Here is a 6,953-nt window from a genome sequence, read left to right on the forward strand (position 1 = left end):
CTACAGCGGCGTGGAAGTGCGCATGCGCAAAAGCCTGCAATTGCAGGCAGAGATGACGCAGGAATTTGGCACCTGCGTCTTTGATGTCACTCTCGATTGTGAAGATGGCGCGCCTGTCGGGCTGGAGTCCCAGCATGCGTCGCTGGTGGCACGCCTGGCAGCCGCTGCGGCTCCAGAGGCTCGGGTAGCGGCTCGTGTTCATGCGGTGGATCACCCAGCTTTTGCCAATGATGTCGCCACCATTGTGGGCGAGGCAGGACACAGGCTGTGTCATCTCATGGTGCCCAAGGTCGAGTCGGTGGATGATGTGCTGTTGGCTGAACGTGCGTTGGAGCGCGCGTCGGCGGCTCATGTGCCTCTGCATGTGTTGATCGAGTCCCCCGCTGCCGTGCAGCGCGCTTTTGAAATCGCTTCCCACCCCCGCGTCCAGAGCCTGAGTTTTGGTCTCATGGATTTTGTGTCCGCCCATGGAGGCGCCATTCCCGCGCAGGCCATGACCTCTGCCGGGCAGTTCACGCACCCGCTGGTGGTGCGTGCCAAGCTCGCAATCGCCTCGGCGTGCCACGCGCATGGCAAGGTGCCTTCCCATTGCGTGGTGACTGAGTTTTCGGACATGGCAGCCCTGCAAGGTGCTGCCGGCCGCGCATCGCGCGAGCTGGGCTACACACGGATGTGGAGCATCCATCCGGCGCAGATCCGCACCATCCTGCAGGCCTTTGCGCCCCTGCAGGACGATATCGACACCGCAGCCCGGATCATTTCGGCGGCAGCCTTGGAGGACTGGGCACCCATCAGTGTGGATGGGGTATTGCATGACCGTGCCAGCTACCGCTTTTATTGGCAGATTCTGGAGCGCGCCCACAGCACTGGGCGCGCACTACCCTTGGCGGTGCGTCACTGGTTTGACGCATCGACTCTCGTTCCATCGTGAACACCCCTGGACATTTCCACGCAGGACTTCCCATGAAATTCGTCATTGCCTCCGCTCTCATGTTGCTGGCTCCGGCCTTTGCCTTGGCACAAACAACAGCCCAGCCAGCGGCCAAGTCCGACACCAAGGCTGCAGCCAAACCCGCCGCCAAGCCAACCGCCAAGACGGCCGCTAAGCCAGCAGATGGCAAGACCGCAGCCAAGGCTCCCGCCAAGAGCCATGCCACTGCCAAGGCCGAACCCACCAGCAGCCGTACCCAGCTCAAGAGCGCCACCAACCAGGTGGCGGCCGGCATCATCGCCGCTGAAGCGGCCCTGTCGCCCGCCGAACTGGCGATTGCGGAGCGCGTGCACGTGGGGCGCATGCCCTGCGAGCTCGGTGCTTTTGTCACGGTGACAGCCGATCCCGCCACCCCAGGCCACTTCCATGTGGAAGGCAAGGGTTTCAAGTACTACATGTCGCCGGTGGCGACGACCACGGGCACGGTGCGCCTGGAGGACGCCAAGGGTGGTGCCGTGTGGCTGCAGATCGCCAACAAATCCATGCTGATGAACCAGCGCGCTGGTCAGCGTCTGGCTGACGAGTGCATGAGCCCTGAGCAGGTGGTGGTGGCAGAAGCCATCAAGAAGAACCCGCCTGTGAGCGTGCTGGACCCGCTGCCCGCCGCCAAATAAAAACCTCGCGCACCCATCAACGACTGGTGTGTGCCGAGCCGACAGCTACACGCTACGCCCCACTTTAGAACGCAACTGGAGAAAACAATGTTGAAAGCCTACCGAGACCATGCTGCCGAACGCGCCGCACTGGGTATCCCCCCTCTGCCCCTGGACGCCAAGCAGGTGGCTGAGCTGATCGAATTGATCAAGAACCCACCCGCTGGTGAAGAGGCCTTTTTGCTGGACCTGCTCACCCATCGCGTGCCGCCTGGCGTGGACGACGCTGCCAAGGTCAAGGCCAGCTTCCTGGCTGCCGTGGCGCACGGCGACATCACCGTGGGTCTGATCTCCAAGGCCAAGGCCACGGAACTACTGGGCACCATGGTGGGTGGCTACAACGTGCACCCGCTGATTGAATTGCTGGACGACGCCGAAGTGGCTGGTGTGGCCGCAGAGGGTCTGAAGAAGACGCTGCTGATGTTCGACTTCTTCAATGACGTCGCTGTGAAAGCCAAGGCAGGCAACGCCAAGGCGCAGGAAGTCATCAAGAGCTGGGCCGATGCCGAGTGGTTCACCACCCGTCCTGAGGTCGAGAAGAAGATTACCGTCACGGTGTTCAAGGTGCCCGGTGAGACCAACACCGACGACCTGTCGCCCGCACCGGATGCCTGGAGCCGCCCAGACATCCCGCTGCACTACCTGGCCATGCTGAAGAACACCCGCCCTGATGCGGCGTTCAAGCCCGAAGAAGACGGCAAGCGTGGTCCGATGCAGTTCATCGAAGACCTCAAGAAGAAGGGCAACCTCGTGGCCTACGTGGGCGACGTGGTGGGCACCGGTTCCAGCCGCAAGTCGGCCACCAACAGTGTGATCTGGGCCACGGGCCAGGACATCCCGTTTGTGCCGAACAAGCGTTTTGGCGGCGTGACCTTGGGCGGCAAGATCGCTCCCATCTTCTTCAACACGCAAGAAGATTCGGGCTCGCTGCCGATCGAAGTCGATGTATCCAAGCTCGAAATGGGCGACGTGGTCGACATCCTTCCCTATGACGGCAAGATCGTGAAGAACGGTGCCACCATGGCCGAGTTCAAGCTCAAGAGCGATGTGCTGTTTGACGAAGTGCGTGCGGGCGGCCGTATCAACCTCATCATCGGCCGTTCGCTGACGGCCAAGGCACGTGAGTTCCTGGGCCTGCCAGCCTCCACGCTGTTCCGTCTGCCCCAGGCGCCTGCTGCGTCGAACGCAGGCTTCACGCTGGCCCAGAAGATGGTTGGCCGCGCCGTGGGTCTGCCAGAAGGCCAGGGCGTGCGCCCCGGTACCTACTGCGAACCCAAGATGACGACCGTGGGCTCGCAAGACACCACCGGTCCGATGACCCGCGACGAGCTGAAAGACCTGGCCTGCCTGGGCTTCTCGGCCGATCTGGTCATGCAGTCGTTCTGCCACACGGCGGCCTACCCCAAGCCCGTGGACGTGAAGACCCACCGCGAACTGCCTGCGTTCATCAGCAACCGTGGTGGCGTGGCCCTGCGTCCTGGCGACGGCGTGATCCACAGCTGGCTCAACCGCCTGCTGCTGCCTGACACCGTGGGTACGGGCGGCGACTCGCACACGCGTTTCCCCATCGGTATTTCGTTCCCGGCAGGCTCTGGCCTGGTGGCTTTCGGCGCTGCGACGGGTGTGATGCCTCTGGACATGCCCGAGTCGGTGCTGGTGCGCTTCAAGGGCGAAATGCAGCCGGGCGTGACGCTGCGCGACCTGGTGCACGCGATTCCGCTGTACGCGATCAAGGCTGGTCTGCTGACGGTGGCCAAGGCGGGCAAGAAGAACATCTTCTCGGGCCGCATTCTGGAAATCGAAGGCCTGCCCAACCTGAAGGTCGAGCAAGCGTTTGAACTGTCGGACGCTTCGGCGGAGCGTTCCGCAGCCGGTTGCACCATCAAGCTCAACCCTGAGCCGGTCAAGGAATACCTCACCAGCAACGTGGTGCTGATGAAGAACATGATCGCTGACGGCTATGCCGATGCCCGCACGCTGCAGCGCCGCATCGAGAAGGTGGAAGCCTGGTTGGCCAACCCCAACCTGCTCGAAGCCGACAAGGATGCCGAATACGCAGCCGTCATCGAGATCGATCTGGCCGACATCAAGGAACCCATCCTGTGCTGCCCCAACGACCCCGACGACGCCAAGACCCTGTCGGAAGTGGCTGGCACCAAGATCGATGAAGCCTTCATTGGTTCTTGCATGACCAACATCGGCCACTTCCGCGCAGCAGCCAAGCTGCTGGGCGGCAGCCGTGACATCCCCGTCAAGTTGTGGGTGGCACCGCCCACCAAGATGGACGAGAGCGAGCTGATCAAAGAAGGCCACTACGCCAACTTTGGTGCTGCTGGTGCTCGTACCGAAATGCCCGGCTGCTCGCTGTGCATGGGYAACCAGGCSCARGTGCGCGAAGGCGCSACSGTGRTGTCSACCWSCACCCGCAACTTCCCCAACCGMCTGGGCAAGAACACYAACGTGTTCCTGGSCTCKGCCGAGCTGGCCGCCATTGCGTCCAAGCTGGGCAAGATCCCGACGGTGACCGAGTACCACGAAGCCATGGGCATCGTGAACAAGGATGGCGCTTCGATCTACAAGTACCTGAACTTCGACCAGATCGAAGAGTACGCGGACGTGGCCAAGGGCGTGGCCGCCTGATCGCATCCTCGCGACGATGCTCCCGCGCAAAGCGGCCCCTCGGGGCCGCTTTTTTTTGGTGCGCCCCACGGTCCGTGGTGTTGCACTTCGATCGGTTCGTGTGTGCCTTGAGGAGAACGGGGAGGAGGCCACGGCACTTCTCGCGGAACGTTCATTCTGTGTTGCACTCAGAGTCCGCAGAACCATTCCAACACGGCACTACGATGTTCAAGTCCTTCTTTTTCGCCCGCCGCTGGTGGGCCTGGTCCATCTTGGGTTCTCTTGTCATTCTTCTGGCCACGGCTTACCGTGTGCAGCTGGACGTGCAGATCAACGGCTGGTTCGGCAGCTTTTACGATCTCATACAGGAGGCTCTGGGTAAGCCTGGCAGCATCACCGCAGAGCAGTTCTGGGGACAGCTTTCAACCTTCGCGCGCATTGCCATGATCTATGTGACGACGGCGGTGCTGGCGGATTTTTTCAGCAAACACTACATCTTTCGTTGGCGGCAGGCGATGAATGAGCACTACATGGCGGCCTGGCCATGCCTGCGGCACATCGAGGGCGCGGCACAGCGTGTTCAGGAAGACACCATGCGTTTCGCCCGCACCATGGAGGACCTGGGCCTGAGCTTCATGCGCAGCCTCATGACGCTCGGGGCCTTTCTGCCGGTGCTCTGGACGCTGTCCGACAAAGTCACTGCGCTGCCCCTCATCGGTGCCGTTCCGCATTCCCTGGTCTGGGTCGCACTGGCCTGGTCATTGGGGGGCACGTTGCTGCTGGCCTGCGTGGGCGTGAAGCTGCCAGGGCTGGAGTTTCACAACCAGCGGGTCGAGGCGGCGTACCGCAAGGAACTGGTGCTGGGCGAGGACGACCCGAACCGGGCTTCTCCGCCCACGGCGGCTGAGCTGTTCGCGGGCGTGCGCCGCAACTACTTCCGGCTGTTTTTCCACTACCTGTACTTCGATGTGGTGAAGTGGTCCTACCTGCAGGTGAGTGTGCTGGTGCCCCTGGTAGCGTTGGGGCCCACGCTGATCGCGGGGGTGATTACCCTGGGGGTGATGCAGCAGATTGCCCGGGCCTTTGACAAGGTGCTGGAGTCGTTCCAGTTTCTGGTGCTGAACTGGAGCACGGTGGTGGAGCAGATATCGATCTACAAGCGTTTGCGCGCTTTCGAGCAGCAGATGCTGAAGGTGGTGCCTGAGGCTTCCTGAGTGCTGTTTGGGAGCCGAGGGAGCGTGTGACCGGCCGTGCAGATTGCGCCCCGCGAGATGGATCGGCACGAAACAGGGGAGGGCGGGTCCAAAGCCGTTGGGGCTAACGCACCTGTTTCTTTTCGAGCTTGCGGGTGAGGGTGCGGCGGTGCATACCCAGGCGCCGCGCGGCCTCCGACAGGTTGAAGCCTGTTTCTGCCAGCACCTCGTTGATGCGTTCCCATTCCAGCGTCTTGATGGAACTGGAACGGTTGGTCAGTTCCACCTCGGCATTGCCTTCCTTGAGCCCAAACGCAGCTTCGATGTCGTCGGTGTTGGAGGGCTTGGCGAGATAGTGGCACGCGCCCAGTTTCACGGCTTCCACGGCGGTGGCAATGCTGGCAAAACCCGTGAGCACCACGATCAACATCTCGTCGTCAGCGGCGTGCAGTGTCTGCACGCAGGCCAGGCCTGATGCCTCTCCTTTGAGCTTGAGGTCCACCACCGCATACCCGGGCTGGTGCTGCTCCAGCAACACCTCCACGTCGGCCAGGCTCGCTGCCTGCAACACGCTGTAGCCGCGCCGTTCAAACGAGCGGGCCAGCGTGCGCGCAAAGGCTTCGTCGTCCTCGACGATCAGCAGCTGTCGTTGCGCTTCTTCAGTGTCCACGGTGGGTTCTTTCGTTCATTCATACCTTCGGGGGGAGCGCAATCGAGGCCAGGGGCAATTCGATGGTCATCTGTGCGCCCCCTTCGGGACGGTTGCGCGCCTCCACGCTGCCGCCCAGGGTTCGGGCCACGTTCAGCACCAGATACAGGCCCAGACCACCGCCGGGGCGGTTTTTGGAGGACTGGTAGGGAGTACCCAGCTTGGACAGCATGTCGGGCGCAAAGCCGGGGCCGGCATCGGTCACAGTCATGCACAGGGCGTCGGCATTGCGCGTGACCGCCAGCCGCACCCAGCCTGGCGAGGCGTCGCGAGCATTGTCCAGCACATTGAAAACCATTTGCTTGAGGGTGGTGTCCGACACCATGGGCGTGTCAGTGCCGAAGTCGTTGTCGTAGTCAAACTGGGGGATCGTGCGGGTGCTGCGCCACTCCTGTGCCAGCGCATCGACAAACTTGCGCACAGTGGTCTGCACCGACGCCTCGCCGCGCGTTTCACCCGCCGAGAGCAGGATGCCGCTCACGATGCTTTTGCACCGTTGTACCTGGGTCTGCATCTCGGCAATGTCTTCCTTGAGCGCGGCGTTGCTGGCCAGCCGCTTGTCGTGCTGCCAGTCGCCCAGGATCACSGCMAGSGTGGMMAGCGGSGTGCCCAGYTCGTGCGCGGCGCCSGASGCCARSAGGCCCATGCGCACGATGTGYTCTTCTTCCACGCGGCGCCGGCGTGCGGCCGCCAGGCGGGCATCGCGCTCGCGCAGGTTGCGGTTGATGCGGGTGATGAACACCATCACCAGCGTGGCGTTGAGCACAAAACACACCAGCAGCCCAAGC

6 protein-coding genes are annotated in these 6,953 nt (G+C 62.6%); 4 read left to right on the forward strand and 2 right to left on the reverse strand.

The annotated features are described in order from the left end of the window. The 4 genes from AC04MI_RS22155 to sbmA all read left to right on the forward strand — a co-directional run. A partial coding sequence (locus AC04MI_RS22155; RefSeq protein WP_476498715.1) for an HpcH/HpaI aldolase/citrate lyase family protein occupies positions 1–931 on the forward strand: 931 nt, incomplete at its 5' end. Between the two features lie 32 nt (positions 932–963). Next, positions 964–1,605: a hypothetical protein gene (locus AC04MI_RS22160; RefSeq protein ID WP_436079187.1), complete on the forward strand. Its 642-nt coding sequence runs from the start codon at positions 964–966 to the stop codon at positions 1,603–1,605. A gap of 87 nt (positions 1,606–1,692) precedes the next feature. Next, complete coding sequence (acnB, locus tag AC04MI_RS22165) at positions 1,693–4,284, forward strand: bifunctional aconitate hydratase 2/2-methylisocitrate dehydratase (protein WP_476498716.1); 2,592 nt, start codon at positions 1,693–1,695, stop codon at positions 4,282–4,284. Positions 4,285–4,487: 203 nt separating this feature from the next. Then, positions 4,488–5,477, forward strand: coding sequence for a peptide antibiotic transporter SbmA (sbmA, locus tag AC04MI_RS22170; protein ID WP_436079185.1), 990 nt, complete (start codon positions 4,488–4,490; stop codon positions 5,475–5,477). Positions 5,478–5,580: 103 nt separating this feature from the next. Here sbmA and AC04MI_RS22175 read toward each other — a convergent pair whose 3' ends face one another. After that, the gene (locus tag AC04MI_RS22175; protein ID WP_056064872.1) at positions 5,581–6,126 is read right to left on the reverse strand and encodes a response regulator transcription factor; all 546 of its coding nucleotides are present in this window, start codon (positions 6,124–6,126) and stop codon (positions 5,581–5,583) included. A 19-nt stretch (positions 6,127–6,145) separates the two neighbouring features. Continuing rightward, the coding region (locus AC04MI_RS22180) for a sensor histidine kinase (protein WP_476498717.1) at positions 6,146–6,953 on the reverse strand (808 nt) is incomplete at its 5' end.

The sequence above is a fragment of the Acidovorax sp. LjRoot204 genome (genome assembly GCF_056175785.1).

Coding starts and splice junctions, on each gene's coding strand:
- AC04MI_RS22160 (WP_436079187.1), top strand. CDS start 964: ATGAAATTCGTCATTGCCTCCGCTCTCATGTTGCTGGCTCCGGCCTTT.
- sbmA (WP_436079185.1), top strand. CDS start 4,488: ATGTTCAAGTCCTTCTTTTTCGCCCGCCGCTGGTGGGCCTGGTCCATC.